The organism is Octadecabacter sp. SW4 (assembly GCF_008065155.1).
GTDB lineage: Bacteria > Pseudomonadota > Alphaproteobacteria > Rhodobacterales > Rhodobacteraceae > SW4.
This window is the reverse complement of the sequence record NZ_CP042819.1, coordinates 116,131-140,343: the sequence shown is the minus strand read 5'-3', so window position 1 is coordinate 140,343 and position 24,213 is coordinate 116,131. Positions and strand designations below refer to the sequence as shown.

The following is a 24,213-nucleotide window of genomic DNA, read 5'->3' as shown; positions in this document are numbered from 1 at the left end:
GCCGCAATCGGCGCCCCTTTGTCTTACATCTGGTCCAGCAGCGTTTCGCCGGCGGAAATCTCGCATTCGCCTGGGCTGCCTTCCTCGTTCAGGATCGTAACCACGCCGTCATCCACCAACATCGAGAACCGCTTGGACCGGTCAATCAGACCTGCGGGCGGAGCCGTGAAATCCATGCCGATCGCCTTGGTAAATTCGGCCGCGCTATCGCCCAGCATCTTGATCCCTGCGTGTGTCGCGCCGGTGCTCTCGCCCCAAGCCCCCATCACAAACGGATCATTGACACTGATGCAGATCACATCATCCACACCCTTTGCCGCGAACTGGTCTCGGGTGCGGATGAAACTGGGCACATGGGCCGTCGTGCAGGTGCCCGTATAGGCGCCGGGCAATGCAAAGATCACAACCTTGCGGCCTTTGGTCAGGCTGGACAGCGCAACCGCCTCGGGCCCCTCGGCGCCCATTTGATAAAGGGTGGCATCGGGAAGGGTGTCGCCTTGGGAAATTGTCATGTTTCACCTCATTGGGGAATTGCGTTTATCTTACCGTCCAATATAGCGTTTGGCGTTCAGACAACCAGTCGGGAGACGTGGAATGGCCCATTTTGTAATCGTAGGTGGCGGGCAGGCAGGATCGTCGCTGGTTGCGAAGCTGCGCAGTTGTGGATTTGATGGCGATATCACCCTGATCGGGGCCGAGGCCGTGCCACCCTACCAGCGTCCGCCCCTATCCAAGGCCTATCTGCTGGGCGAGATGGACGAACCCCGGCTGTATTTGCGCCCGGCCGAGTATTACGCCGACAACGCGATCACCTTGCGCACCGGCACGCGGGTCGTGGCGATTGATCCTGCAGCGCAAACCCTGACGCTGGAGGGGGGCGAGGAAATGACATATGACGCCCTTGCCCTGACCACGGGATCGCACCCTCGCATGCTCCCTGCAGCGATTGGTGGCGATCTGGAGGGTGTTTATACGGTGCGTGATTTGCAGGACGCCGATGCGATGGCCCCCGAATTTGTCCAAGGGCGGCGCGTGCTGATCATCGGTGGTGGCTACATTGGCCTCGAGGCAGCGGCGGTTGCTGCGAAAAAAGGGCTGCATGTGACGTTGGTGGAAATGGCCGACCGCATTTTGCAACGGGTCGCCTGCCCCGAAACGTCCGACTATTTCCGCGCACTGCACCGCGAACACGGTGTTGATATCCGCGAAGGTATCGGCCTTGATCGGTTGCTGGGCGATGACCATGTGACCGGCGCGCGGCTCGCGGATGGTAGCACGCTGGAGGTGGATTTCGCGATTGTCGGTGTCGGTATCACGCCTGCAAGCATTTTGGCCGAAAGTGCCGGGCTGATGATCGACAACGGCATCGCCACCGACCTGCATGGCCGCACATCCGATCCGCATATATGGGCAGCGGGTGATTGTGCGTCGTTCGAATTCAACGGCACACGCATTCGGCTGGAAAGCGTTGGCAACGCAATTGATCAAGCCGAAGTCGTGGCGCAAAACATGATGGGTGGCGATGTGCCCTATCACGCGAAACCGTGGTTCTGGTCGGATCAATTTGACTGCAAATTGCAGATCGCCGGGCTGAATGCGGGCTATGACGCGGTGCATGTGCGCCGCGGCGAACATGGCGGGCAATCCCATTGGTATTATCGCGCCGGGCAGTTGGTTGCCGTGGACGCAATGAACGATCCACGCGATTACATGGTAGGCAAGCGGCTGATCGAGGCGGGAAAATCGCCCGATCCGACGCTGATCATCGACCCGGCGACCGATATGAAAGCGCTGTTGCGCGCGTGAGGATCATTGCCGGACAGCACCGCGGCTTGACGCTTGCTTCGGTCGGCAAGGGGGACGCGGGCGCACATTTGCGTCCCACGTCGGATCGCGTGCGTGAAAGCCTGTTCTCGGTGCTGCTGGGGTATGGGTTTCCGGCGGGGGCACGGGTGCTGGACCTGTTTGCCGGCACTGGTGCGCTGGGGCTCGAGGCGCTGTCGCGTGGTGCGGTCCATGCCACATTTGTCGATGACGGGCGGGTCGCGCAAACGCTGATCCGCGAGAATATCGCCAAGGTCCGGCGCGGTGATGATTGCACGCTTATCGCCCGTGACGCCACACGACTGCCGCCCAATTCCAGCGCGCCCTGCGATCTCGTGTTCCTTGATCCGCCCTATGGCAAGGGGCTGGGGCTGGCCGCGCTGCAGGCCGCGCAGGCAGGTGGCTGGATCGCCGCAGATGCCCTGATCGTCTGGGAAGAAAGCGCGTCGCAACCTGCGCCCAAAGGGTTCGCCCTGCACGACCAACGCCGCTATGGCGACACGCATATCACCTTGCTGGGGGCACCCTAACCGTAGGTCGGGTGGAATTTTCCAGCGGGTGACAGTGTGAAAATCTCGGGCGCACCGGCTGTCACACCGATCGAATGTTCAAACTGTGCCGACAGGGATTTGTCACGGGTCACGGCTGTCCAGTCATCGGCCAGCACCTTGGTTTCGGGGCGGCCAAGGTTCACCATCGGTTCGATCGTAAAGAACATGCCTTCTTCGAGCACAGCACCAGTGCCGGCGCGGCCATAGTGCAGCACGTTGGGCGGGGCGTGGAATACGCGGCCCAGCCCATGCCCGCAGAAATCACGCACAACCGACATGCGCTGGCTTTCGACGTAGGTCTGGATCGCGTGGCCGATATCGCCAAAGGTATTGCCGGGGCGCGCGGCCTCGATCCCATACATCAGCGCATCGTGGGTCACCTGGATCAGGCGTTCGGATTTGCGCGACAGGGTTCCGGCCACATACATCCGGCTGGTGTCGCCGAACCAGCCATCAACGATCACGGTCACGTCAATGTTCAGGATATCGCCATCCTTCAGTTTCTTGTCGCCGGGAATGCCGTGGCACACGACGTGGTTCACACTGATGCAACTGGCATGTTGGTAGCCGCGATAACCGATGGTCGCGCTTTTTGCGCCCGCGTCATCGACCATCTGCGTGATCAGGCGGTCCAGTTCGCCCGTGGTCTGGCCGACAAAGACGTGCTGCGCAATATCATCAAGGATTTGTGCGGCGAGCTTTCCCGCCACGTGCATCCCTGCAAAATCAGCCTCGCCATAGATGCGAATACCGTCTTTGGTCAGCCGTCCTTTGGGTTCGTCCACGTCGCCGTTCCTTGTGTCGTTTGGGGGCTATTTAGGCCATGTGCGGACAAAGTTCTAGGGCCGCGTAAAGGGCAGCGCCCCGCCAAGGGTCACGCCTTGCGCGGTGATATCGGCAGTGTGGCATATGACCTGCACGCCAGCCCGCATGGCCACATCAAACGCGGCGGCATAGGTTGGATCAATATCAGCGGCGAGCGTCACACGGGTGCAATCGGTGCGCTGGACAAGGAACAGCATGACTGCGCGCTGGCCGTTCTGCGCGATTCTTGCAAGTTCTTTCAGGTGTTTGGTCCCACGTGCGGTGACGCTGTCGGGAAACTCCGCAAGGCCCGCCTGGCGGGACAGGGTGACGCTTTTGACCTCGACATAGGTTTCGCCGCCCACCCCCGCCAGCAGGAAATCGATCCGGCTGTTGGTGCCGTATTTCACCTCAGCACGGATGGTGTCGAAACCGGCAAGCTGCGGCACCCGCCCTGCGGCCAACCCTTCACCGACGACCCTGTTGGCTGCACCGGTGTCAATCCCGACCCAAGTGTCGCCCATTTCGATCAGACGCCAGCCGTAATCCAGCTTTTTCCGAGGGTCGTCGTTGCGTTCCAGCCAGACGCGCAGGCCCGCGTCCTTCAACCCCATCATTGAACCGGGATTGGGGCAGTGGGCCTTGACCACCTTGCCGTTGTCCAATTCGACATCGGCCAGAAACCGCATGTAACGCCGGATCAGGCGGCCCGGCACAAGAGGAGTGGAAAACTGCATGGCCCAGACCTATACCGAAAGCACCACACAGGAGAAGCCACCATGCCAAACCCAACTGCCGCCATGCTTGTGATCGGGGATGAAATCCTGTCGGGGCGCACGCGCGATGCAAATATGTACTTCCTTGCCGGTGAGTTGGCCAAGATCGGGGTTGACCTGAAAGAGGTCCGCGTGGTGAGCGATGACGCCGATGCAATCATAGCGGCGGTGCAGGCGCTGTCGGAGGCGTTTGATCATGTGATCACCAGTGGCGGGATCGGCCCAACCCACGATGACATCACCGCCGATTGTATCGCGCGCGCCTTTGGCAAACATATCGACGTGCGGGCCGATGCGGCGGCGCTGTTGCAGGCGCATTATGATCGGCAAGGGTCTGAATTCAACGACGCGCGCAAGCGCATGGCACGCATTCCCGATGATGCGGTGCTGATTGACAATCCGGTCTCGGTGGCCCCCGGTTTCACCCTTGGCAACGTGAATGTGATGGCAGGGGTGCCTGCCGTGTTTCAGGCAATGCTGGCAAGCGTTTTGCCGCAGATGACGGGTGGTGCACCGCTGTTGTCACAAACCCTGCGGATCAATCGCGGCGAGGGCGACATTGCCGGGCCGCTGGCACGGCTGGCCGCCGATTTTCCGATGCTTTCTATCGGGTCGTATCCATTTCAAAAGGACGGGGCCTATGGGGCCAACATCGTCATTCGCGGCAGTGACGGCGCTGCACTTGATGCGGCGATGGTGCGGTTGGCCGGTATGTTTCCTGCATGATATGCCCTGATGCGGCCATGCTTTACCCAGTGATCGACGGCACCTGGCCCGCCGCCCACGCGCGCCACCAGTCCGGTTGGATCATCCGCGAGGGTCAGGGCGGTGGCAGCCGCGTGTCCGCAGCGACGCTGGTTGACGAGGGGGCCGAGATTGGCGTGGCCGAAGCGGCGATGTGCGCCCTTGGCCAGACGCCGCTGTTCATGATCCGCGATGGCGATGCGGGGTTGGATCAATCCCTTGAAGCGCGCGGCTATGTCATCAAAGACCCTGTCGTGATGTTCGCCGCACCGCTGGCGGAAATGACCCTGCAACGCCCGCCAGAGCTGCGCACCTTCGAGGTCTGGCCACCCCTTGCGACCCAGCGTGAAATCTGGGCCGAGGGCGGGATTGGCGCCGGACGGCTGGCCGTGATGCAACGCGCCGACTGTCCCAAGACAACGATTCTTGGGCGAGTCGCCGACCATCCCGCAGGCACCGGATACGTCGGCATCAGCGACGGCTGCGCCATGATCCATGCGCTTGAGGTGCAGCGCGATTTCCGCCGCAAGGGGCTGGCGCGGCAAATGACGGTGGCCGCCGCCCTTTGGGCGCAAAAGCAGGGCGCGACCTCGCTTGCGTTGGTGACGACAATGGCCAATGCGGCTTCTCGCACGCTCTATGCTTCCCTTGGTATGTCGGTTGTGGGACACTACCACTACCGCATTTTGAACGAGGCGTGATGAAGTCCAGATCAGTCACATTCTGTGGTCGGGTAGTGGCAATCGTGCTGATGTGCCTGCCCACAATCGTGCGGGCCGTCACGCTTGAATTTCCGGGCAATGCGGACCTGCGCGCCGAGATCGTTGAACCGATCGGCAGCTACGCCATGCCAGTGGGCGCCTGGGAACAGGGCACCATGCCAATCCTGACCGGCGAGGGCGAGGTGACGCGACAAGCCTGGCGCATAGACGCCGGCCGGTTGACGGCGTTGCAGATCCTTTTGCCGCTGCGGGACCAATTGCGCGACGGCGGTTTCGAGGTTGTGTTCAGTTGCGAAACCGAAGGCTGCGGCGGGTTCGATTTCCGCTTTGCGCTTGATGTGATTCCGGCACCCGACATGCATGTGGATCTGGGTGATTTTCAGTATCTTGCGGCGCGCCGTGACAGCGATGCGGGCAGCGAACTCGTTAGCCTTTTGGTCAGCCGCAGCAGCAGCGCTGGATTTGTGCAGGTCACCCGTGTCGGCCCGCCCAGCGGCGCGGCCATCGCCGAAACAAGCGCTCCGGATTTGCGCGCGACCGTGGCTGCACCGGCGGGCGATTTCGCAGAGGCCTTGGAACGGGATGGCCATGTGATTTTGCCAGATCTGACGTTTGAGACCGGCTCGGCCCAGCTTGACGATGGGCCGTATGAGTCGCTGCAAACGCTGGCCGATTATCTGGCCGCGCACCCTGCGCGGCTGGTCGCTCTGGTGGGGCATACGGATTCCGAAGGGTCGCTTGAGGGCAATATCGCACTGTCAAAGCGCCGCGCGGGATCGGTGCTTGAACGGTTGGTCAGCGATTACGGCGTGACCCGCGCCCAGCTACAGGCCGAAGGCATGGGATTTCTGTCGCCCGTGCGCGCGAACCTGACGGCCGAAGGGCGCGAGGCGAACCGGCGGGTCGAGGTGATCCTGATTTCGACCGAATAGGCGATGGTTTTTGCGATTGTGGTGATCCGCACGCACCGTGGGCCGCGTTGATGATCAACCGGGTGTCTTCATCGTATCGGATCGTTTGAACTTTTAAGCCGGTGAATTGCGATAGACGACCGATTGACAACATACTCAAGAAGCCTCTTGAACCTCTAGCAACTAGAGACACTAGGTAGATCTCGAGCGAAATTCAAGGAACGCAGCATGGCCGGACATCACCACATTGACGCAGATGCGGGGGACCGCCGTGTCGGGGCCGCGATTGCGGTGAATCTACTGCTGACCGTTGCACAGATCGTCGGGGGAATCCTTGCGGGCAGCATGGCGCTGATCGCGGACGCGATTCACAATCTGTCAGACGCGATGGCGCTGGTGATTGCCTTTGCCGCCCGCAAGATCGCGCGCCGTCCTGCCAATGCGGAAATGCCATTTGGCTATGGCCGGATAGAAGTCGTCGCGGCACTGATCAACTATACCACATTGATTATCATCGGGATTTATCTGACTTACGAGGCCGTTTGGCGGCTGTTTGATCCGCAGCCCGTTGACGGTTGGCTGGTGGTCATACTCGCTGGGGTCGCCTTGATCATCGACATAGCGACGGCCATGTTGACGTTCTCGATGTCCAAGAACAGCGTCAATATCCGCGCGGCGTTTCTTCATAATCTGGCCGATGCGGCAGCGTCAGTCGCTGTTATCATCGCTGGCACGCTGATCCTGCTATACGACTGGCGACTGGTTGATCCTGCGGTGACCCTGCTGATCGCAGGTTACATTATATGGATGTCGTTCAAGGAAATCGGCGGGGTAATCCGTATCCTGATGCTGGGCGCGCCCGATGATCTGGCGCTTGATGACGTGATCGCGGCGATCAAGGATCTGGACGGGGTAACCGATGTTCACCAGGCATATCTGTGGCAAATGCAGGAACACGCGCCAGCCTTTCAGGCGCACGTGGTGCTGAGGGGCGGCGAATGGGTGGCTGCAGATGCGTTGAAACAGGCGATCAAGGCGCGACTGGCTGACAAGTTCGGGATCAGGCACACGACAATCGAATTGGAATGCGCCCAGCGCGCGTGTGTCGACGCGCACCGCATCGGGGGCATGGGTTGAAACCTGCGTCACACCTGCGCCACGATCCGCGACGAAAAAAACGCAGCCCGAGGACTGCGTTAAGTGGGGCGTTGCGCCCTATGGGATGTGGTGGTGTCGTTACCAGGCGTCCGGCCCTTTTTCGGCAAAGGAATGGACGAGGAAATCAATGAATGCGCGCACTTTGGGCTGCGTGAAGCGGCCCGGCGGATAAACGGCGTAGATACCCTGCGTATCCATCGGCAGTTCGGGGATCGCATCGACAACCAGCCCCTGCGCCATTGCATCAGCATAAAGGAAGCTGGGGAGGTAGGCGATACCAAGCCCGCTGATCGCGGCGTTCAGCAGGGATTGCCCGTCGTTCACGGTCAGTCCGCCAGCGGTGCGCACCTGACGTTTTTCACCCGAGGGGGCCGTCAGTTTCCAGACCGCGCTATTGGCCTGGTTGGAATAGTGCAGCAGCTTGTGTTCGTTCAGATCGTCGATCTTTTCAGGACGTCCGTGTTTTTCGAAATAGGCCGGGCTGGCGATCATCCGGCGGCTGGTTTCGGTCAGCTTGCGGGCGCGCAGGGTGCTGTCCTCAAGTTCGCCAATTCGGATCGCCATGTCGAACCCTTCGCTGATCAGTTCAACGAAACGGTTGTTGAGGACCATATTCACCGTGATGTCAGGAAACTCCGTAAGGAAATCACCCAGCACAGGGGACAGGTGGTTTACGCCGAAATCTGTTGCCACACTGATCCGCAACAGGCCCGAAGGTGCGCTTTGCATGGATGTTACCAGTGCGTCCGCTTCGCCCGCGTCATTGAGAACGCGGCGCGCGCGGTCATAATAGGCAAGCCCGATTTCCGTGGGGCTGACACGGCGCGTTGTCCGGTTCAAAAGGCGCGCACCGAGGCGGGCCTCAAGCGAGGAAACGTGCTTGGAAACGGCGGATTTTGAAATCCCCATCTTCTTGGCCGCGTCGGTAAATCCGCCCTGATCCACCACTGTGGCAAAGGCTTCCATTTCGGTCAGGCGATCCATTCTCGTTCCTCGGTTTGCGTCTTTGTTCGAGGAGAAGGTATGAGATCGAAATCGGGCGGGACTGGGGCGCAGGCCTGACAATTGCGGGGTATTCGCAGGACTGTTGCGGGGCGAGAAACAGGGAAATGGGGGGATTTCCGGGGTGGAAGAAGGGCCAGCGCCTACCCGTGGGGTGGCGCATGAAGCGAAAGGGCTGGCACTTTAGGGTGCGGTGTCAGCTGTCCCTCGCCAGTTCGCGTGACATCGGCCAAGCGCCAACCCGTCTCGGCGGGCAGGCGCTGGCCCGGCGCGCTACGCGCTTGATTCCGGGCCGGGGATTTCTAAAGCCCCGCCGCCAGCCGTGTCCCCTGATCGATCGCGCGTTTGGCGTCGAGTTCCGCGGCCACGTCTGCCCCGCCGATGACATGCGGTGTCACCCCGCGCGCGGTCAGGTCATCGGCCAATGTCCGTTCGGGCACCTGTCCGGCGCAGAGCACGATCGTGTCGACCGCGATCAGGGTGGGGCGTTCGCGGGCTTCACCGTAAGACACGTGCAGCCCGTCCGCGTCGATACGTTCATAGTTTACACCGCCGATCATCTGCACGTTCTTCATCTTGAGCGCGGCGCGGTGAATCCAGCCGGTGGTCTTGCCCAGTCCTTTGCCCAGTTTCTGCGCCTTGCGTTGCAGCAGCGTTACCTCGCGCACCGCCGGATCGGGTTGCGGGCCTTCGGGGCGCAGGCCGCCGCGCTGGTCCTCGGGGTCGCCGACGCCCCATTCTTCCAGCCATTCCTGCAAATCCTCGGTCGGGCTATCATCGGTCACCAGATATTCCGCCACGTCGAACCCGATTCCGCCTGCGCCGATGATCGCGACGCGCTTGCCCACAGCAGCCTTGCCGCGCAGCACATCGATATAGGACAGCACGTTGGCGCCGTCCTGACCCGGGATCGCGGGATCGCGTGGGATGACGCCGGTGGCGATGATCACCTCGTCGAAGTCGGCCAGATCGTCAGCGGTTGCGGTAACTCCAAGGCGCAGGGTGACGCCAGTCTTGTCAACCATCGCGCGATAGTAATCCACCAATCCCCAAAACTCCTCTTTGCCGGGCACCTGTTTTGCCATGTTGAGCTGACCGCCAATTTCAGCAGCTTTGTCGAACAGGGTGACGGCGTGACCGCGTTCAGCCGCCGTGATCGCGGTGGACAAGCCAGCCGGCCCGGCGCCAACCACGGCAATATTCTTGGACCCCGTGGCGGGTGCGATCACCAGTTCGGTTTCAAAGCAGGCCTGCGGGTTCACCAGACATGTGCTCATCTTGCCACTGAAGGTATGATCTAGGCAGGCCTGATTGCAGGCAATGCAGGGCGCGATTTCTGCGGCCTTTCCTGCCGCTGCCTTGGCGACGAAATGCGGATCGGCCAGAAACGGGCGCGCCATGCTGACCATATCGGCGCAGCCATCGGCCAGCACATCCTCGCCGACCTGAGGTGTGTTGATCCGGTTTGAAGTGATCACCGGAATGCCCACCTGCCCCATCAGTTTCTGGGTGACCCATGTAAAGGCGCGGCGCGGCACGGATGTCGCAATGGTCGGGATGCGGGCCTCGTGCCAGCCGATACCGGTGTTGAGGATCGTCGCACCTGCGGCCTCGATCGCGCGGGCGAGCGTGACAACCTCGTCCCAGGTTGATCCGTTCGGGATCAGGTCAATCATCGACAGACGATAGATCACGATGAAATCGGGGCCGACAGCGGCACGCACGCGGCGCACCACCTCGACGGGCAGGCGCATCCGGTTTTCATACGATCCGCCCCAACGATCGGTGCGTTTGTTGGTATGGGTGACAAGGAACTGGTTCAGGAAATACCCCTCCGATCCCATCACCTCGACCCCGTCATAGCCCGCTTGCTGAGCGCGCGAAGCGGCGGTGACGATATCGCCGATCTGCTTTTCAATGCCATCCTCGTCCAGTTCTTTGGGGGGAAAGGGCGAAATGGGCGATTTCACGGGGCTGGGCGCGACACATTCGGGGCTATAGGCATAGCGGCCCGCGTGCAGGATTTGCATGGCGATCTTGCCGTCAGCATCATGCACACGGTCGGTGACGATGCGGTGATTTTCAATGTCCTGATCGGTGAACAGGCCCGCCGCACCGGGGAAAACGCCGCCTTCGCGGTTCGGGGCCATGCCGCCCGTGACCATCAGGCCAACACCGCCGCGCGCCCGTTCAGCGTAAAATTCCGCAACACGGTTCCAGTCCTTGGTTTCTTCGAGGCCGGTATGCATCGACCCCATCAGCACGCGGTTTTTCAGGGTTGTGAACCCCAAATCAAGCGGGGCGAGGAGGTGGGGATAATCTGACATGGCGCGGCTCCGTTGTTGGGGCCACATTGGCGCGGGTTGACGCAAAGGTCACGCGCAACGCGGCGTCAGGTCTGGCGGGACCAGAACATGGCGAAGCCCGGCACAGGATGATCTAGCCGACAGTTTCCACGCAGTGGCGGCGGAATGCCTTCTTCAGCATATCAAGTTCGGCGCGCAGCAGGCTCATCTCGGCACGGATATCCTCGGCCAGGGCATCACCTGCGAGCAGGGCAAAGCTGGCCAGGACTTCGTCGTTTGATGCCTCGCGGATCACAAAGGTCTGCAACCCGTCGGAAATCAGATTGGCAGGCACTGGCACACGCACGAGCCAGTGACCGGCCGCCTGATCTTCTTGTGCCGTGACGCCTTCGACGGGCTGGTCCAGATGGGTGACACGCAGCGAAGGCTGGAAATTTCCGCTACCGTTATGGGTCAACACGCCTTCCCAGACGCCTGCGATCAGGCGGGTCTTTGTGAGGGTTATCTCGCTCATGGCAGCCTCCTTACAGTTCGGCGCGCGGGTGGCGGCAGAAGGTAATATCGCGGATCGTGACTTGATTCATTTCCGGACCTTCAAAGATCAGATCGACCCACATGCGTTCCACCCGTTTCTCATTCAGCTTGGTATAGGCAAGATCGAATTCGACCATCACTTCACTTTCGTGCAGGGGGAGTTCGCGCACGATCTGTTCGGTATTGGGGCCGTGTTTGATATTGAGCCGCGCAAAGATTTCCAACGGCTTTTCCATCTCGATGACCGCATCAAGTCGCACAAGGTGGCGTTTCTTGAGATCGATACAGGCATCGTTGGGCAGGTCCAGAACAAGGCTCAGGAACGATCCGTCAAAGCGGAACACATCCATGCGCAACCCAAAGGGGGCAAGGTCTTCTTCGCGGGTGTTGCGCAATTGGCGCAGGGTCAGTTCGGAAATGCGGCAGTCGTGGAATATGGTGACTTCGCTCCCCAACATGGTTTTGCTTGGCACACTTGCCATGCCCTTGGACGCCAGCGGACCACGCCACAGCTGCGGACGCCATGACCAATCCGTGCCACCCGGTTTGGCAAAGGCATTTGATCCGATGTGCGGCAAAGCAAGGCGGCTGTCAGCGACATAGGTCAGTTCGTCCAGCTTTTGACGCAGCTGGCGTGCCCGCTGCCGTTGGCCGCGCAAGACCGACAGTTCGGTCGCGGCGGCGGAACGTGCGGCCTGCGCCCATCCGGCAAGGGCGCGACGTTGAAACAGCTTGTCAATCAGGCCAAGACGGCGGCGGGGCATTCAGAATCTCGTTTCTAGGGGCACGTAGGCATGTGATGCACCATACCTGCCAAACTGTTTCCCAAAAGGAAACAGTGCTTAGCCTTCCGAGGGCTGGATTGGCGGGTTCACGGCCCGAATTTCGCGGATTGCCGCGTTGAGCAAAGCGGCACCCTGGCGTGCAGCCAGCGGTTTGCGCGTAAAACTACGCACCGTGACGGTGGTCAGGCGGCCATTCACGTCGAAGAATCCCTGCCACAAACGCGGCTCTAGCCCTGAGTCATTGTCAGCCGACAGGTCAGTGAAATGAACTGTTACGGCACCTGTCACCATTTCCACGCTGTGCAGGGTGACTTCATCGCCCTCGCCCGAGCTGGCCAGCAGACGTCTGCCCGCGTCCGTTTCGAGATAACGACGCAGGGTTTCTTCGGAGCCCGCAACGGTGGCCGTGCCCGAATCGCCTAATTGCACGGTGATAAAGCCGTCCTTTGCAGGCATCACAGCTGCCCTTGGCGCCAGCAGCGCACAGCCAACCATCACCGCGAACCCATCACCCGACCGGCTGGCCCGTTGATCGATGCAGTAACCATCCGGGCCGCGCACGCGCACGCTGCCTCCCAGCAATGACAGCGTGCGAATACCTGTCGTTGTGGCATCTTCGCGCCCGCCCGCAAGCGACATCGTTCCGAAATCGGGCATTTGCAACGCTTCTTCGCAGGCGGACAGGGCCAATAAGGCCCCGCCAAGCGTCAATATGCGCATCCAGCGCAAATCACAGGTCCATATAGACGTGGCGTTCTTCTTTGGCACCCGGATGGGTTACCGCACCGAGCCGCGTAGAGCCGACGAGTTTCGCGAATTTCCAGACGGCGCCACTGGCATAGATCGTTTCGCGCGGACCCTTCCAACCGGCTTTGCGGGCCTCAAGTTCGGCGTCCGTCAGATCGACGCTCAGGTCGCCCTTGATCGCGTCAATCGTAATGATATCGCCGTTTTGCAGCATCGCGATCGGGCCGCCATGGGCTGCCTCGGGGCCCACATGGCCCACGCAGAACCCACGGGTCGCGCCGCTGAACCGGCCATCGGTGATCAGCGCGACCTTTTTGCCCATGCCCTGACCGGACAGGGCCGCAGTGGTCGCCAGCATTTCGCGCATTCCCGGGCCGCCCGCGGGGCCCTCATTGCGGATCACCAGCACTTCACCTTCTTCGTATGCACGCTTTTTCACGGCCTCGAACGCGTCTTCTTCGCATTCAAACACGCGCGCAGGGCCGCTAAAGACCTGTTGTTCTGCGGTCATCCCGGCGACTTTGACGATCGCACCATCGGGGGCAAGGTTGCCGCTCAGGCCCACGACACCACCGGTCTTGCTGATCGGGTTCTGCACAGAGTGGATGACCTTGCCGTCCGCCTCGCCCTCGATCTTGTCAAGGGCCTCGCCCATCGTGACGCCATTGGCGGTCAGGCAATCCTCGTGGATCAACCCGGCCTTGCGCAGTTCTTTCATCACGACCGGCACGCCACCGACTTCATACAGGTCCTTGGCCACATACTGACCGCCCGGTTTCAGATCGACGAAATAGGGTGTGTCACGGAAGATATCGCAGACATCAAACAGGTCGAAATCAATGCCGGCCTCGTGGGCGATGGCAGGCAGGTGTAACCCCGCATTTGTCGACCCGCCGGTGCAGGCGACAACGCGGGCGGCGTTTTCCAGCGACTTGCGGGTGACGACATCGCGGGCGCGGATGTTCTTTTCCAGCAGGTTCATCACCGCATCGCCCGACGCCACGCCATATTGGTCACGGCTTTCGTATGGGGCGGGCGCGCCCGAGGAATTGAGCAGGGCAAGGCCGATTGCCTCGCTCACGCAGGCCATCGTGTTGGCGGTAAACTGGCCGCCACAGGCCCCCGCCGAAGGGCAGGCGACCCGTTCAAGGATTTCCAGCTCGGCGTCAGTCATATTACCCGCCTGATGCTGGCCCACGGCCTCGAACACATCCTGAACGGTCACGTCCTTGCCGTTCAAGCGGCCCGGCAGGATCGACCCGCCGTAGATGAACACCGACGGCACATTCAGGCGCACCATCGCCATCATCATGCCGGGCAAGGATTTGTCACAGCCCGCGAGACCAACCAGCGCGTCATAACAATGGCCACGCATCGTCAGTTCAACCGTGTCGGCAATCGCCTCGCGCGATGCCAATGACGAACGCATGCCCTCGTGGCCCATCGCGATCCCGTCGGTGACCGTAATGGTGGTGAACTCGCGCGGCGTGCCGTTGGCGTGTTTCACGCCCAGTTTCACTGATTGTGCCTGACGGTTGAGGGCGATGTTACAGGGCGCGGCCTCGTTCCAGCAGGTTGCCACGCCGACCAGCGGCTGGTGGATTTCCTCTTCGGTCACACCCATCGCATACATGTAGCTGCGATGTGGCGCGCGGGCCGGTCCCTCGGTCACATAACGGCTGGGAAGTTTGGATTTATCGACTTTTCCGGCTGACATCGCGTGTTCCTTCACAAAAACTGTTGGCAGAGGTCTAAAAGACCGCCGCGACCACCACAAGCGGCTGATTGCATTTCCCCGCGACGCGGCCTATTTCGGAAGGATAACGCGCGAGGGCCCCATGAACTGGATTTCCAACTACGTCCGTCCCCGGATCAACTCGATATTTTCGCGCCGAGAGGTGCCGGAAAACCTTTGGACGAAATGTGATGAATGCGGCACGATGCTGTTTCACCGCGAGCTGTCGGATAATCAGAACGTCTGCACCAACTGCGGGCACCATATGTATATCTCGCCGCGGGACCGTTTTGCGGCGCTGTTTGACGGTGGTATTTTCACCGAAGTCGCGGTGCCTGAACCAACCGCCGATCCACTGCATTTCCGTGATCAGAAACGCTATCCCGACCGGATGAAAGCGTCGCAGAAGTCGACCGGCGAAAAGGATGCGATGCTGGTCGTCGAAGGCGAGATCGGGCGCACGCCGATTGTTTCTGCGGCGCAGGATTTTTCGTTCATGGGCGGCTCCATGTCGATGTATGTGGGCAACGCGATCATTGCCGCCGCAGAACGTGCGGTGCAAAGGAAATGCCCGCTGATCCTGTTTTCAGCCGCCGGGGGCGCGCGCATGCAAGAGGGTATTCTTGCCCTGATGCAAATGCCACGCACCACGATTGCGGTCGAGATGCTGCGCGAGGCGGGCCTGCCCTATATTGTCGTTCTGACCCACCCGACCACGGGCGGCGTCACCGCATCCTATGCGATGCTGGGTGACGTGCATATCGCCGAACCCAACGCGCTGATCTGTTTTGCCGGCCCGCGCGTCATTGAACAAACGATCCGCGAAAAACTGCCCGAAGGGTTCCAGCGCGCCGAATACCTGCTCGACCACGGCATGCTGGATCGCGTGACCGCCCGCACCGAAATGCGTGAGGAATTGATCACGATCACACGGATGCTTCTGGGCCTTGATCCGGCGATTTCGGGCGAACTGCCCCCGCCCGAAGTGGAAATACCCGCCGCCGAGGATGCAAAACCTGAATGACCGCCATACCGGTCGCCCGACTTTCCCGCAGGGGCAAACCTGCGCCGCACACCCTTTCATCTTGGCCGCTACAACTCCCCCCGGAGGGCCGACCAGCCGCAAGCGTCATCCAGAGCAATCAATCATGACACAATCCTCTGATGTGATCCTCGCGCGCATGATGGCGCTGCATCCCAAGGTGATCGACCTCACGCTTGATCGGGTCTGGCGGTTGCTGGCGGCACTTGGCAATCCGCAGAACGATCTGCCCCCTGTGATCCACCTTGCCGGCACCAACGGCAAGGGCAGCACACAGGCGATGATCCGCGCTGGGCTCGAAGCGGCGGGCAAGACCGTTCATGCCTATACCTCGCCCCATCTTGCACGGTTTCACGAGCGCATCCGGCTGGCGGGGGATCTGATCTCTGAGGATCATCTGACGGCTGTGCTTGATGAATGCTACGCCGCGAACGATGGCGGTAATATCACCTACTTCGAGATCACGACCGCCGCCGCGTTACTGGCGTTTGCCCGCACGCCTGCCAATTACACCCTGCTCGAGGTGGGTCTTGGCGGGCGGCTGGACGCAACCAATGTGATTGAGACGCCCGCGCTGACGGTGATCACGCCGATTGACTTGGATCACCAGCAATTTCTGGGCGACACCCTGCAAGAAATCGCCGGCGAAAAGGCAGGGATCATCAAGCGCGGCGTGCCCTGCGTGGTCGGGCCGCAGCACGATGAAGTGTTGGACGTGATCGAAGCGCGCGCCGCGCGTTTGGGTGCGCCCCTGCTTGCGTTTGGCCAGCAGTGGCACGTCACACAGGAACGTGGGCGGCTGATCTATCAGGACGAAACCGGACTGCTGGATTTGCCCCTGCCCGCCCTGCCCGGCCCGCATCAGATTGCCAATGCCGGAGCCGCGATTGCAGCGCTGCGCCGTTTGGGATGTGACGAGGTCGCTTGCGAGGCGGCGATGACCGATGTGTTCTGGCCCGCGCGGATGCAGCACCTGACGACCGGGCGGATCGTTGACCGCTTTCGCCCCGCCGATCTGTGGCTGGATGGCGGGCATAACCCGGCGGCGGGCGTGATGCTGGCGCGGACTCTGGCCGACCTGCCCGATCGCCCCACCCACCTGGTTTGCGGGATGCTGAATACCAAGGACATTCGCGGCTATCTGCTGCCCCTCGCCAAAGTCGCGCAAAGCCTGACGGCGATTTCAATCCCGGGCGAGGCAAATACCCTTCCCGCCAGTGTCACGGCGACTGCGGCGCGCGATGTGGGGATGGTGGCTGCGGTGGCGGACAGCCTTGATGCAGCACTTGAAGACATCAGCGCAAAAGAGCCCTATGCGCGCATCCTGATCTGCGGATCACTATATCTCGCGGGTCATGTCCTGCGCGAAAATTCATGATCCGCGCGGTAATCCTGACACTGGCGCTGGCCAGCCCTGCCGCTGCGGCCGAATTCGAATTCTGCTGGGTCGGCGCGAACGACTACACCATGACGGGCCGCATGACCGTCCCGGACGCCGCGCTGGCCGGTATCGTGACGCAGGATGATGTTACGGCGTTTTCGATCACGGGGTTTTATCGCGGCTTGCCGGTTGGCAGTTGGGATCTTGCTGACCTCACGCCGACAACCACATGGCATCTGCGTTTTGACCCGGCGACCATGACCTTCCCGACTGGCGGGATGCACAACAGTGCGAACGGGCAAGCGTGGAACGCCAACGGCGCTGTGAACGACTGCGGAAACCCCGGTTTCGGCTTTAATTCGGGCACCAATGCGCAGGATGTTTGCGTCAACGGGCGTTTCATCACCGATTCAAGCATCGACCGCTATACCGAATTTCCCGTCTTTCCCGCCGGGGTCGCGTTGCAATGCGGCGGCGCGGTGCTTTTGTCGCGGGGTTTTGACCCTGAAACGCCCACCACTCGCGAATCACCCGGTTGACGGCGAATCACCCCACCGCCTAGGGTAGCTTCAACAGGTGTTCGACCTTGGTCGAGCAAACCTTTGGCAGGGCGAGGGGGCGGGCGGCAAGTCCGTCCTCTTGTTTTGAAACCAACCGCCCAGCGTTGCAAATTTGCCGAATCGGTTAGCCCTCACGCGCGCAGCGGGTTTGACTTGCAAACCAAATCCACACTACATCTTGTGCGAGCAGTTAAACGCACCCCGCCTGCCAGCGGATTTAACGAAATGTGGTGTGTCACGGTTGGGGGAAGTTCTTATGATGCGGTATGCAGCAGCCATCGGGCTGGTTCTTGGCATATTCACGGCAGATATGGCATTGGCGCAGGATGTAAGGATCACACCGGCGCGGGCGCAAACCTCGTTTGAAATCAACGGCCAGACCTTCACGATTGCCCGCAATCAAGACACCTCCGATACGCTGACTGGCGAATTTGCCCGCACATCCCGTGAATGTCCGCCGTTTTGCATCACGCCGATGATTGTTGCCGAGGGCGTCGCAACCTTGGGCGAATTGGAAGTGATCCGCTTTCTGGAACAGGACGCGGTCGCGGGTGCAGGCCTTTTGATCGACAGCCGCCTGCCGGACTGGTTTGTGCAGGGCACTATTCCGGGCGCTGTGAACGTCCCCTTTCAAACGCTTGACATGGCCAACCCTTACCGCGACGACATTTTGCGCGCGCTGGGGGCCGTAAAGCTGGCCGATGGCACGCTGGATTTCGGGCAGGCGCGTGCCTTACTGCTGTTCAGTAACGGCGCGTGGAGCGATCAAAGCCCGCGCGCCATTCGCAGCCTGCTGGACGCCGGATACCCGGCCAGCAAGCTGTCGCACTATCGTGGCGGCATGCAGTCGTGGCGTGCTTTGGGCCTGACGGTCGCAATCCCCCGCAACGAAGGCTAAGGACTCCCTTCCATGATCCGTATGACGCTTGCCTTTTTCGTTTTTGCCTTGGTGCTCTGCGCATTTATCATCCTGCGCCCGGGCAGAGATGCCCCGCGCGCGCAAGCGCCCGACATGACGCAAGACGTCGAAGTGACCCGTGCCGTGATGGATCCCTTGCTGACGCCACCTGCGGCACCTGAAACCGTCGTCGTGGCCGAACCTGTGGCGGCCCCCGTTGTCGCGGCCCCCGCCATGCGCATAACGCCACAGATTGCCACCATCGACAGTTCGATGCAGGCCACGACCGCCGCCGTTCTGGCCGGTCTGGGTGTGCAGACAGGGGCCGAGCCTTTGCCCACCCCCGCAACCGATGAAATGCGGGACGCCACGGTGGCAATCTTGTCAAACATCACCGCAATGACAGGCGCACCTGCCCCCGAGATCACCCAGCGACCAACCCTTGATGCGATTGTCGTGCAGGCGCTGCAAGAGGGCCAGTCGGACGACTACATCGACGCGCTGATCAACGCGGCCGCCGCAACCGGCGATCTGGCAGTGCCTGAAATTCTGGTGACATCGGACGGGCGTGTCGATACGGCCGTTCTGTTGGCTGATATCGTTGCCCAGGCGACAGTGGCGACGGGCGGGCAGATCAACATCGCCCCTGCGATCGACCTTGACGACTCCGCCGGTGTCGAGGTGCGCATCGTGCAACGCGCCGACGCAACCGTACAAGCGCGGTTCTACACGGTCCAGGCCGGTGACAGCCTTGGTGCCATCGCCATCAAGTTCTTTGGCGATGTGAACCGCTACACTACCATTTTCGAGGCAAATCGCGGCACACTGTCTAGCCCTGACCGTATTCGCACGGGCCAGCGTCTGGTGATCCCCAACGAAGCCTAGCGCCCCCAGTCAGCCCCTTGCATTTCGCGCAATCGGCTGGCTGTGCGTTCAAATTCAAACACACCTTCGCCTTCGACATATAGCATTTCGGGCGACGCCGCGGCGGTGCAGATCAGCCGCACATGCGCCTCGTAAAGGGCATCAATCAGGGTCACGAACCGCTTGGCCTCGTTGAAATTCGCGCGGCTCAGACGGGGGATATCTTCAAGCACAAGAACTCGTGCGGCGGCCGCGAGCGTCAGGTAGTCGCCCGCACCCAAAGGCTGCCCGCACAGGTCGTGAAAACTCGCGCGGGCTACACCGTTGTGAAAGCCCCGAATGACCACATCGCGGCCCTTGACGCGTAGTGTCAGCGGCTCCGCCTGCCCATCGGTCAGACCCTGCCACAGGGTATCGATTTGCGCGCGCGCGGACGCATTGTTGGGGGTGAAATAGGTTGGTGTGCCTTCCAGCACCCCTTGGCGGTAGTCGGTCTTGCTGGCCAGTTCGTGGATCACCAAACGGTCCTGCAAAAGGACAATAAACGGCAGGAATAACTGCCGGTTCAAGCCATCCTTATAAAGGTCATGGGGCGGGCGGTTCGATGTGGTGACAACCACGACCCCCGCCGCAAACAGGGCAGTGAACAAACGGCCTACGATCATCGCGTCCGTGATGTCGCTGATCTGCATTTCGTCAAACGCGAGAAACCGCACCTCTTCCGCCAATTTTTCGGCGACAGGTGCAATCGCATCATCGACACCGCGTTTACGTGCGGCGGTCATTTCCTCGTGGACCCATTGCATGAACGCATGAAAATGCGCGCGCCGCTTTGGGGCTTCGACCAACCCGAACAGCAGGTCCATCAGCATGGATTTCCCACGCCCGACACCACCCCACATATATAGCCCCTTGGGTGGCTCGGGCGTTTTGCGAAACAGGCGGCCGCGTTTGGCGGGTTCAGCGAGGGCGGCGCGGATACGCTCAAGCTCGTCCAGCACGCCCTCTTGCGCGGGATCGTGGTGAAGTTCGCCCTTTGCGATCCGGTCGCGGTATGCATCCTGCACGGTCATAAAGGTGGTGATAGCGATGCCGCATGCCGATGGAAAGCGTATCAATTCAGCTTGCGTAACGCATCACATCTTGTGAATTGACCCGTGTCGCTATCTGCCCTCTAGTCACCTGATGAAAACGCACGCGCCCCTGATTACGCCCGTTCTTGTCGCAGGTTGCGTCATCGTCATGATGGGCTTTGCGATCCGCGCGTCCTTTGGCGTGTTCCAGATCCCCATCGCCGCGGAATTCGGCTGGATGAGGGCTGAGTTTTCGCTGGCGATCGCAATCCAGAACCTTGCCTGGGGGATCGGCCAGCCGATCTTTGGTGCCATTGCGGAAAAGGTCGGTGATCGTAGGGCGATCATCCTGGGTGCGCTGTTTTATGCGGCGGGGTTGTTGCTGTCTTCGGGCGCAACCACGCCTGTCGCGCATCAAATGTACGAAGTTCTGGTCGGTTTCGGCATCGCTGGCACAGGATTTGGTGTGATTTTGGCCGTAGTCGGGCGGGCATCAACGGACGAAAACCGCTCCATGTCGCTGGGGATTGCGACCGCAGCCGGTTCGGCCGGACAGGTATTCGGCGCGCCGATGGCAGAATTTCTGTTGGGTTTCATGACCTGGCAGATGGTGTTCGTGACCTTTGCCCTGATGATCCTTGCCACGCTGATGGTCTTGCCGATAATGCGTGCGCCGGTCAGCGCATCCAAGGCAGAACTCGAAGAAAGCATGGGCGCAATCCTCGGGCGCGCCTTCAAGGATCCGTCCTATTCACTGATTTTTATCGGCTTCTTTTCCTGCGGCTATCAATTGGCATTCATCACGGCGCATTTCCCTGCTTTCGTCGCCGAGGCCAGCGCAGCAATTCCGGCGGATGGGGTGCTTGCCGGGATCGGGATTTCAACGACGAGCGCGCTGGGTGCCGCGGCGATTTCATTGATCGGAATGTTCAATATCGCTGGGACACTTGTGGCAGGCTGGGCGGGCAAGCGGTATTCAAAGAAATACCTTCTTGCAGGCATATACCTTGGGCGCACGGCAATCGCGGCGTGGTTCATCATGACACCGATGACCCCGACCACCGTGCTGATTTTTTCAGCCCTGATGGGGAGTCTGTGGCTTGCGACGGTTCCACTGACAAGCGGGCTGGTGGCGCATCTTTATGGGCTGCGCTACATGGGGACACTTTACGGTATCGTGTTCTTTAGCCACCAGTTGGGCAGCTTTCTGGGCGTCTGGCTGGGCGGCCGACTTTACGACATCTACGGCAGTTACACGGCCGTCTGGTGGGTCGGGGTTGGCGTCGGTGCCTTCAGCGCCATCGTGCATCTGCCGATCCGTGAAAAGCGCATCACGCTGGTGCCCGCCTAATCACGTTCGCGCAGCACGTCCCGCAGAATTTCCGTTACCGCAGTGGCGTGGGTATAGGGCAAACCATGCGCTGCGCCCTTGACGGTTTCCTGCCGCACGGCGCGGTTCCACTGGGTCAACTGGCCCAACGCACGCAGCGGGATCACCTGATCCTGATCACCCCACAGCGCAATCACCGGAATGCCATCGTGGCCCAGCTTGCGATGTTCCGCCTCTTGGCTTTCTGACAGGATTCCGCGACGACTGAGCAGGACCGCGCGCTGGAACCCCTTTTTGTTCAACTGATCCAACTGCACCGCGTGCAGGCCCGGCACTTCGCTGTCCTCGGCCGAGATCATGAGCGCGGTGCGCGCGCGCCATTCGGCGGTTGCCCCATGCAGCCAGTCCCCCAGCAGCGGCACATTGCGGCAGAACCGCGTAAACGTGCTTTCGGTCATGACAATTCCAGTGGGCGCGACAAGGATCACGCGTTTCATCCGATCAGGGTTTTCGGCGGCAAAGGCCGTCGCAATTGCACCGCCCATCGAATAGCCCACAAGCGTGAGATCATCGCGCAGTCCCTGATCGTCCAGCAGATCGCCCAGTTGCTTCAGGAAAAACGCGCGGTCCTGCGCGCCTGTCGGGGCAGACGAAAACCCGCGCCCGTATAGATCATACACCAGCACGCGATAGCCGAGTTGCCCCAATCCCGCAGCTACGCCATGCCAGGCGGGTGACGGTGTCGTCAGCCCGTGGATGCAGACAACGACGGGGCCGCGCACGGGGCCAATCCACTGATAATGCGTGATGCCCTGCGACAACTGCACCGTATCGCCCGGCGCCTTGGCGGGGTCGGCGGGTTTGCGCGCCGCCTCGAATACAAAGGGGATAATCGCCACTGCCAGCAAGACCAGCACGAACCAGATCATGTTATTTCCCTTTCCAGGCCTCAAGAATGTAGCGGCTGACCATCAGGTCCAGATGCGCACCGCCGCCGTTCTTGAACAGGGTAATTTCGGCATCAGTATGACGTTGAAACGCCGACAGGTCATAATAATCGGCGATCACGTGGTCACGGGTGATCACGCCTTCGGCCAGCGGTGTTTTCAATTCACCGATATGATCCATCGTGGTCTGGCGGTTATCAACGAACACGCGGGCGCGTTTTATGGCCGTGTCATCCGCTTCGCGCATGTCGGGGCGGTAGGCGCCAATCAGGTCGATATGCTGACCCGCCTGCAGCCAGTCGCCCCTTATAATCGGTTCGGTCGTCATGGTGGCGCAAGTGACGATGTCGGCCGCGCGCAGTGCCGATTCAAGGTCATCCGCAATGGCAACGTCAGGGCAGTCAAGCTGAAAGGCCTGCGCGCCTGCGGGCGTGCGGTTCCAGACACTGAAATGGGCATCGGGAAAGGCCATTGAATAGGCCTGATACAACCCGCGCCCCACCGTGCCGGCCCCGACGATCAGGATATTGCGGCTGTCAGGACGGGCAAGGCGCGTGGCCGCCAACAGGCTGTCACCCACGGTTTTCCATTTGGTCACCAGATGGAAATCCAGAATTGCCTCGAGGCTGCCATCATGATCGGAAAACAGACTGACCGCACCACCAATGGCCGGTTTGCCATGATCGCGGTTTGCGGGAAAGATCGTCGCGCTTTTGACGGCAATTCCCATCCCGTCAATCCAGGCCGAGCGGTTCAACAGCGTATCGTTGCCGCGATAGAGAAATACATCCTCGACCTCGGCTTTGGGCAGATCATGGCCCGCGGCTATCGCACGGGTCAGCGCCAGCCAATCCAACCGTTTTTCGCCCTCGGCAAAGGGGATCATTTCAGTCATGCGGCGTCCTTTTCACTGAGCAGGTTTTCGGCAACCAGACGGTTCGCCCATCCTTGCGGCCCGTCGAACAGGTGGGTTTTCCAGCCACGGTCGGCAGCCACTTTGATATTGTCGATCCGGTCGTCGGCAAACAGCAGGGCCGCGGGCGCAATACCGCAATCCTGTTCAACCATCTCATAGATACGCGGTTCGGGCTTGATCACCTTCATGTGGCCCGACACATAATGCCGGTCAAATTCGTTCAGGAACGGATAGGCCGTGCGGCCGATTTCAAAGGGCTCGACCCCGAAATTCGTCAAGGCAAAGACCGGCACGCCCCTGGCGCGCAGGGCACGCAACAGACGCACGGAATGATCAATCGCCGGGGTCGCCATATCCGACCAACGGTCATGCCACATGCGAATTTCATCGCGCCATGCGGGATGATTTTCAGCCTCTGCGTATATCCGTTCACGAAATGGCGCCCCGCGATCCACGTCGTCATTCATCGCGTGCAGATCAAGCGTATCAAAGAACGCGCGGCGGCGGTCCTTTCCGATCACAGCGTCATAGAACCGTTCGGGCTGCCATTCGATCAGCACGTTTCCGATGTCAAAAATGACGGCTTGAATGGTCATGCGGCCT

Annotated in this window: 25 protein-coding genes; 12 read left to right on the top strand and 13 right to left on the bottom strand. The window is 60.8% G+C overall.

The features are described from left to right. Positions 1–23: 23 nt before the first annotated feature. Positions 24–512, bottom strand: coding sequence for a peroxiredoxin (locus FTO60_RS00685; protein ID WP_148054160.1), 489 nt, complete (start codon positions 510–512; stop codon positions 24–26). 82 nt (positions 513–594) lie between these two features. On the opposite strand from FTO60_RS00685, the gene FTO60_RS00680 reads away from it, so the two are divergent. Together FTO60_RS00680 and rsmD are read left to right on the top strand one after the other, a co-directional pair. Then, complete coding sequence (locus FTO60_RS00680) at positions 595–1,806, top strand: NAD(P)/FAD-dependent oxidoreductase (RefSeq protein WP_148054159.1); 1,212 nt, start codon at positions 595–597, stop codon at positions 1,804–1,806. Continuing rightward, a complete protein-coding gene (rsmD, locus tag FTO60_RS00675) occupies positions 1,803–2,354 on the top strand; it encodes a 16S rRNA (guanine(966)-N(2))-methyltransferase RsmD (protein ID WP_148054158.1) in 552 nt (183 codons plus the stop codon). Before FTO60_RS00680 ends, rsmD begins: the two co-directional genes overlap by 4 nt. On the opposite strand, the gene map is transcribed toward rsmD, so the two are convergent. Then, the gene (gene map / locus FTO60_RS00670) at positions 2,351–3,160 is read right to left on the bottom strand and encodes a type I methionyl aminopeptidase (RefSeq protein ID WP_148054157.1); all 810 of its coding nucleotides are present in this window, start codon (positions 3,158–3,160) and stop codon (positions 2,351–2,353) included. The genes rsmD and map overlap by 4 nt on opposite strands. 54 nt (positions 3,161–3,214) lie before the next feature. After that, positions 3,215–3,916, bottom strand: coding sequence for a DNA/RNA nuclease SfsA (gene sfsA / locus FTO60_RS00665; protein WP_148054156.1), 702 nt, complete (start codon positions 3,914–3,916; stop codon positions 3,215–3,217). A 42-nt stretch (positions 3,917–3,958) separates the two neighbouring features. Between sfsA and FTO60_RS00660 the strand changes: the two genes are divergently transcribed. The 4 genes from FTO60_RS00660 (at position 3,959) to FTO60_RS00645 (ending at position 7,469) form a co-directional block, all read left to right on the top strand. Next, positions 3,959–4,681 carry a molybdopterin-binding protein gene (locus tag FTO60_RS00660; RefSeq protein WP_148054155.1) on the top strand — a complete coding sequence of 241 codons (723 nt, stop codon included), beginning with the start codon at positions 3,959–3,961 and terminating at the stop codon, positions 4,679–4,681. Between the two features lie 17 nt (positions 4,682–4,698). After that, positions 4,699–5,400, top strand: coding sequence for a GNAT family N-acetyltransferase (locus FTO60_RS00655; protein WP_254696846.1), 702 nt, complete (start codon positions 4,699–4,701; stop codon positions 5,398–5,400). Further along, positions 5,400–6,353, top strand: a complete 954-nt coding sequence (locus FTO60_RS00650) for an OmpA family protein (RefSeq protein WP_148054153.1) — start codon at positions 5,400–5,402, stop codon at positions 6,351–6,353. Before FTO60_RS00655 ends, FTO60_RS00650 begins: the two co-directional genes overlap by 1 nt. A gap of 207 nt (positions 6,354–6,560) precedes the next feature. Beyond that, positions 6,561–7,469 carry a cation diffusion facilitator family transporter gene (locus FTO60_RS00645; RefSeq protein WP_148054152.1) on the top strand — a complete coding sequence of 303 codons (909 nt, stop codon included), beginning with the start codon at positions 6,561–6,563 and terminating at the stop codon, positions 7,467–7,469. Positions 7,470–7,568: 99 nt separating this feature from the next. On the opposite strand, the gene FTO60_RS00640 is transcribed toward FTO60_RS00645, so the two are convergent. From FTO60_RS00640 to ilvD, 6 genes are all read right to left on the bottom strand, one after another. Continuing rightward, positions 7,569–8,474, bottom strand: coding sequence for a LysR family transcriptional regulator (locus FTO60_RS00640; RefSeq protein ID WP_148054151.1), 906 nt, complete (start codon positions 8,472–8,474; stop codon positions 7,569–7,571). A 320-nt stretch (positions 8,475–8,794) separates the two neighbouring features. Further along, positions 8,795–10,819: an NADPH-dependent 2,4-dienoyl-CoA reductase gene (locus tag FTO60_RS00635; protein WP_148054150.1), complete on the bottom strand. Its 2,025-nt coding sequence runs from the start codon at positions 10,817–10,819 to the stop codon at positions 8,795–8,797. A gap of 112 nt (positions 10,820–10,931) precedes the next feature. Next, the gene (locus tag FTO60_RS00630) at positions 10,932–11,312 is read right to left on the bottom strand and encodes a hypothetical protein (RefSeq protein WP_148054149.1); all 381 of its coding nucleotides are present in this window, start codon (positions 11,310–11,312) and stop codon (positions 10,932–10,934) included. A 10-nt stretch (positions 11,313–11,322) separates the two neighbouring features. Continuing rightward, complete coding sequence (locus FTO60_RS00625) at positions 11,323–12,096, bottom strand: DUF6478 family protein (RefSeq protein ID WP_148054148.1); 774 nt, start codon at positions 12,094–12,096, stop codon at positions 11,323–11,325. 78 nt (positions 12,097–12,174) lie between these two features. Continuing rightward, positions 12,175–12,837 carry a hypothetical protein gene (locus FTO60_RS00620; RefSeq protein ID WP_148054147.1) on the bottom strand — a complete coding sequence of 221 codons (663 nt, stop codon included), beginning with the start codon at positions 12,835–12,837 and terminating at the stop codon, positions 12,175–12,177. A gap of 10 nt (positions 12,838–12,847) precedes the next feature. Next, on the bottom strand, positions 12,848–14,581 hold the full coding sequence (gene ilvD, locus FTO60_RS00615; protein WP_148054146.1) for a dihydroxy-acid dehydratase: 1,734 nt from the start codon (positions 14,579–14,581) through the stop codon (positions 12,848–12,850). A 121-nt stretch (positions 14,582–14,702) separates the two neighbouring features. On the opposite strand from ilvD, the gene accD reads away from it, so the two are divergent. From accD to FTO60_RS17800, 5 genes are all read left to right on the top strand, one after another. Continuing rightward, positions 14,703–15,623 carry an acetyl-CoA carboxylase, carboxyltransferase subunit beta gene (gene accD, locus FTO60_RS00610; RefSeq protein WP_148054145.1) on the top strand — a complete coding sequence of 307 codons (921 nt, stop codon included), beginning with the start codon at positions 14,703–14,705 and terminating at the stop codon, positions 15,621–15,623. Positions 15,624–15,747: 124 nt separating this feature from the next. Continuing rightward, complete coding sequence (locus FTO60_RS00605; protein ID WP_148054144.1) at positions 15,748–17,019, top strand: folylpolyglutamate synthase/dihydrofolate synthase family protein; 1,272 nt, start codon at positions 15,748–15,750, stop codon at positions 17,017–17,019. Beyond that, positions 17,016–17,561, top strand: a complete 546-nt coding sequence (locus tag FTO60_RS00600; RefSeq protein WP_148054143.1) for a hypothetical protein — start codon at positions 17,016–17,018, stop codon at positions 17,559–17,561. Before FTO60_RS00605 ends, FTO60_RS00600 begins: the two co-directional genes overlap by 4 nt. Before the next feature lie 277 nt (positions 17,562–17,838). Then, entirely contained in the window at positions 17,839–18,480 is a 642-nt protein-coding gene (locus FTO60_RS00595) for a rhodanese-like domain-containing protein (protein ID WP_254696845.1), read from the top strand. 12 nt (positions 18,481–18,492) lie between these two features. Continuing rightward, positions 18,493–19,365 carry a LysM peptidoglycan-binding domain-containing protein gene (locus tag FTO60_RS17800; protein ID WP_197738504.1) on the top strand — a complete coding sequence of 291 codons (873 nt, stop codon included), beginning with the start codon at positions 18,493–18,495 and terminating at the stop codon, positions 19,363–19,365. Here FTO60_RS17800 and zapE read toward each other — a convergent pair. Next, positions 19,362–20,417, bottom strand: a complete 1,056-nt coding sequence (gene zapE, locus FTO60_RS00585) for a cell division protein ZapE (protein WP_148054142.1) — start codon at positions 20,415–20,417, stop codon at positions 19,362–19,364. The genes FTO60_RS17800 and zapE overlap by 4 nt on opposite strands. Before the next feature lie 112 nt (positions 20,418–20,529). On the opposite strand from zapE, the gene FTO60_RS00580 reads away from it, so the two are divergent. Further along, positions 20,530–21,768 (top strand): MFS transporter, encoded by a 1,239-nt coding sequence (locus tag FTO60_RS00580; RefSeq protein ID WP_148054141.1) that lies wholly within the window; start codon positions 20,530–20,532, stop codon positions 21,766–21,768. Here FTO60_RS00580 and FTO60_RS00575 read toward each other — a convergent pair. From FTO60_RS00575 to FTO60_RS00565, 3 genes are read right to left on the bottom strand one after another with little or no spacing between them, the layout of a single operon-like run. Beyond that, a complete protein-coding gene (locus FTO60_RS00575) occupies positions 21,765–22,676 on the bottom strand; it encodes an alpha/beta fold hydrolase (protein ID WP_148054140.1) in 912 nt (303 codons plus the stop codon). The two genes, FTO60_RS00580 and FTO60_RS00575, sit on opposite strands and share 4 nt — an antisense overlap. Before the next feature lies 1 nt (position 22,677). Then, positions 22,678–23,589 (bottom strand): ornithine cyclodeaminase family protein, encoded by a 912-nt coding sequence (locus tag FTO60_RS00570; RefSeq protein WP_148054139.1) that lies wholly within the window; start codon positions 23,587–23,589, stop codon positions 22,678–22,680. Beyond that, positions 23,586–24,206: an HAD family phosphatase gene (locus FTO60_RS00565; protein WP_148054138.1), complete on the bottom strand. Its 621-nt coding sequence runs from the start codon at positions 24,204–24,206 to the stop codon at positions 23,586–23,588. The genes FTO60_RS00570 and FTO60_RS00565 overlap by 4 nt, the downstream gene beginning before the upstream one ends. Positions 24,207–24,213 lie beyond the last annotated feature (7 nt).